A 3,870-nucleotide genomic window follows, 5' to 3' on the forward strand; every position below is an offset into this window, starting at 1 on the left:
CTCGCCCGCCCGCAACGGGCAAGATGCCCGTTCCACAAGAAATATTATTGCTTGTGGGGAGTAGGGGTTGGGCTTCTCGCCCGCCCGCAACGGGCAAGATGCCCGTTCCACAAGAAATATTATTGCTTGTGGGGAGTAGGGGTTGGGCTTCTAGCCCGCCCGCAACGAGCAAGATGCCCGTTCCACAAGAAATATTATTGCTTGTGGGGAGTAGGGGTTGGGCTTCTAGCCCGCCCGCAACGGGCAAGATGCCCGTTCCACAAGAAATATGATGATTTGTGGGGAGTAGGGGCTGGGCTTCTAGCCGGCCCGCAACGGGCAAGATGCCCGTTCCACAAGAAATATTATTGCTTGTGGGGAGTAGGGGTTGGGCTTCTAACCCGCCCGCAACGGGCAAGATGCCCGTTCCACAAGAAATATGATGATTTGTGGGGAGTAGGGGTTGGGCTTCTAGCCCGCCCGCAACGGGCAAGATGCCCGTTCCACAAGAAACATTATTCCTTGTGGGGAGTAGGGGTTGGGTTTCTAGCCCGCCTGTTAAACCCTCATTTATATTAGTAGAAACAATCGGATTTTGAGCCAATCCTGACAGCAAAAAACCCATCAAAGGCTGACACCGATCGCCACAAGCGCCATAAAATTCTCCCTGTATCTTATCGCCAGATGGTGGCCCCCACCAAAACTCAGCCATTGCCAGCGGTTTCAGATTGTGTACTGCCGCGTAGTGGAGCAATTTGGGCGCGCAACAGTCGCCGGTGCCAGTGGGAATAGAATTAGTTGGCATTAATGAGGAGATCGAGCTCGATTTCCCCAAAAAATTCATCAGAGTGTAAGCCGCGTGCATTTGCGTCTGAAGTTCGCGGGAAAGTTCTTTTCGCTGCTGTTTCAACGCGCGCATCCGCCCGTCTGCAGCTTCAATTAATTGTTTTAGGGGCTGCAATGTTTCATCCCGCTGTCGTTTCAATTGTCTGCGTTCAATTTTCTCCAAACGGCTTTCTTGATTCAGTGGTTCCAGGGCAATTTCTAGTGTTTCTGCTGCGAGAGTTTGACATAGTAACTGGCGTTTTTCGTCTCGCTGCTGCTTGCAATTGCGGTGCCGATCGCTCAAAACTTGCATTTGCACTTCAAACTCCCGAAATAAGGCTTCATACTCTTGTCGCTGCGGGAGTTGATTCAGTGCAATAAGTTCCTGTTTCATCTCCTCCAATTGAGTTAAGGTGCGGGCTTCCTCGAAAGCCACACGAGCTCGTCCCGGAATCGGTGGCACCCAGCCTTCAACAATGCTGCAACCATTCAGCAGCCCGGAAAATGCTTTGAGTATCCCCTGTTCCCCCGAAGGCCTCTCCACCAGTAATATGCCGTACATCTTCCCTTCGCGATCGTAGGAATCGTCAGCCGCCAGGTACTGCATCAAACCCCGCGCCAGATCCTCGGACATTCGAGTGCGCGGCAGTCTCAGCAGCTCGCCACTTTGAGGACAACTGCCTTGGTACCAATAATTCGGCTGCGAGTCGATCGACTCCCAATGACAGTCCGTGACATCTAAAAGCGCGTAAAATTCTAACATATTAAATTTGGTTTTAAATCTGAATTAGGATATATTTTCTTGTGTCCTGACCCCGCCCAAAAACGGATACAAGTTTCCGAGACTCCTCGTGGAGAGATCAAAATTTTAGACTCTGCTTCAAGCTCCCAGATTCATGTGTCGAGTCAATCGATTTTAGATTTTAGATTTTAGATTTTAGATTTAAGCATTGACCCCACGGATAAATTCGGGGGGGCAGTTTCATCGGATACACGTTGTTGATTTCTCCGTCCTGAGTCTGCTTTCGGAATGAATCCGGGGGCTTGTATCCTGGATGCTTTCGGTCAATCGAAAATCGAAAATCGAAAATCGAAAATCGAAAATCGACTGACCGTATCTTACAGGGGTGTACCGAAAGTGGGAAGGGTGCATAATTTTATACATACGAGAATTAAGTAAAAATGATTGGTCGCACCAAGCCTGATATGCTAAATTTGTTTCAAAACAGCAGCGAGATTAAGAAAAGCATAAGTTAATATATAAGACCGCAAGCTTGTTATCCCACTAAATTTTTTATGTGCAAGGCGTATGCCAGACCTCTCGACTTCGGCTCCTGAAAACTCCTCAAACCCCCAACCAGCTCTGCTGCCGCCGATTTTAAGAATTTTTGCAGCATTTCCAGATTACGATCGGGGCAATAGATTGTACGCCGCAGGAAGGTACGAAGCGGCAGTCCTTTGCTACGGAAAAGCGGTTCAAATTAAGCCGGACTGGGCCAGGGCGTGGCTGAATCTGGGCAAAGCTTACAAGCAACTGCATTCCTACGCAGAAACCGTAGCCTGCGCCGATCGAGCTACAGCAATTAATCCGGAAGAATACTGGGCTTGGATGCTGCGCGGCACAGGGCTGTTAAGTTTGCAAAATCACTCAGAAGCGATCGCGGCTTTCGACACCGCAATTCAAATCAATTCAGAAAAGCACGAAGCTTGGTATCAGCGAGGCAGAGTTTTAGAGGAATTGCAGCAGTGGGATGCAGCCGCAACCTGTTACAAAAAAGCAACCCAACTTCATCCGAATTTGCCCGCCATGTGGTATCGGCAAGGCAATGTGTTGGTTCAAGCGGAGCGTTACCCTGAAGCCGTGGCGGCTTTTGAGCGCGCGCTGAAACTCGTCCCGACTAATTGGGAAGCTTGGCTGAACCGAGGTTTGGCTTTGATGAAAGCCGAACGCTACGCTGAAGCTGTAACTTCTTACGATCGCGCCATTCAACTGCAACCACAAAATAGTCTGGCTTGGTTCAATCGGGGCATTGCTTCAGCAAAATTGCACAAATATGCAGAAGCGGTGACAGCTTACGATCGCGTACTGCAAATGCAACCGAACGACTGCGAAGCTTGGTTTTATAAAGGAATGGCCCTCAAACACCAGTGGGCCGACGCGGCAATTGCTTGTTTCGATCGGGCAATTCAAATTAACTCTTTTTATCCCGAAGCATGGATCGGGCGCGGTCAAACACTGTCAGAATCGAGAGATTTTGAAGGGGCGATCGCTGCTTTTGACCAAGCCATTCAAATTAATCCGAATTTTCCCGAAGCTTGGCTGGGTAGAGGCATCGCCCTAGCAGGATTGGAACGGTACAAAGAGGCAATTATCGCTTACAGCAATGCCCTACAAATTGAAGGTAATTTTCTAGAAGCTTGGAACTTGCGAGGCGAAGCTTTGGAAAAATTGCAGCAATACGAAGAAGCGATCGCCTGTTTTGATAAAGTAATCTCTCTGACTTCAGAAGCAGAAATTACATCAAAAGTAGGCTTGCAACAAGGCGCAGCGCTGGAAAAATTGCAGCGTTACGAAGAAGCCGTCGCAGCTTACAACCGCGTACTAAAAATTGTGCCAGACAATTTTGAAGCTTGGTTGCAACGCGGCAACGCTTTGTCAAAATTGCAGCAGTACGAACAAGCTCTAGCATCATACGATCGAGCAATTACTATCTGGCCGGATAACTATCAAGGCTGGGTACAGCGAGGTCTGATCCTAGGGGAAATGCAGAACTATTCCCAAGCACTCGTCGCTTTTGACCAAGTGATTCAACTCAAGCCAGACAACTGGGAAGCTTGGGCGCAGCGGGGTGACGTTTTGCAAAAATTGCAGCGAACTCAAGATGCCATTAGCTCTTACGGAGTCGCCCTCGAAATCAAACCCGATTACTACGAAGCTCTAGTTAGTCGAGAAGAATTGAGACTCAAGGGCGCGATGTCAGGAAAGTGGTAAGGAATGAGAATTAAATAACTTACAATGCGTGATGGTTCTTGTGGGATGGGCGTCCCGCCCGTCCAGAAAGGGCG

At 49.0% G+C, this 3,870-nt stretch carries 2 protein-coding genes; one reads left to right on the forward strand and one right to left on the reverse strand.

What is annotated here, in order from left to right:
• A partial coding sequence (locus QUA00_RS36165; protein WP_333413384.1) for an RluA family pseudouridine synthase occupies positions 1-1,567 on the reverse strand: 1,567 nt, incomplete at its 3' end.
• A gap of 546 nt (positions 1,568-2,113) precedes the next feature.
• Between QUA00_RS36165 and QUA00_RS36170 the strand changes: the two genes are divergently transcribed.
• Entirely contained in the window at positions 2,114-3,796 is a 1,683-nt protein-coding gene (locus QUA00_RS36170) for a tetratricopeptide repeat protein (RefSeq protein WP_333413386.1), read from the forward strand.
• Positions 3,797-3,870 lie beyond the last annotated feature (74 nt).

Source organism: Microcoleus sp. T2B6, assembly GCF_036700475.1.
Taxonomy (GTDB): domain Bacteria; phylum Cyanobacteriota; class Cyanobacteriia; order Cyanobacteriales; family Microcoleaceae; genus Microcoleus.

Coding starts and splice junctions, on each gene's coding strand:
- QUA00_RS36170 (WP_333413386.1), top strand. CDS start 2,114: ATGCCAGACCTCTCGACTTCGGCTCCTGAAAACTCCTCAAACCCCCAA.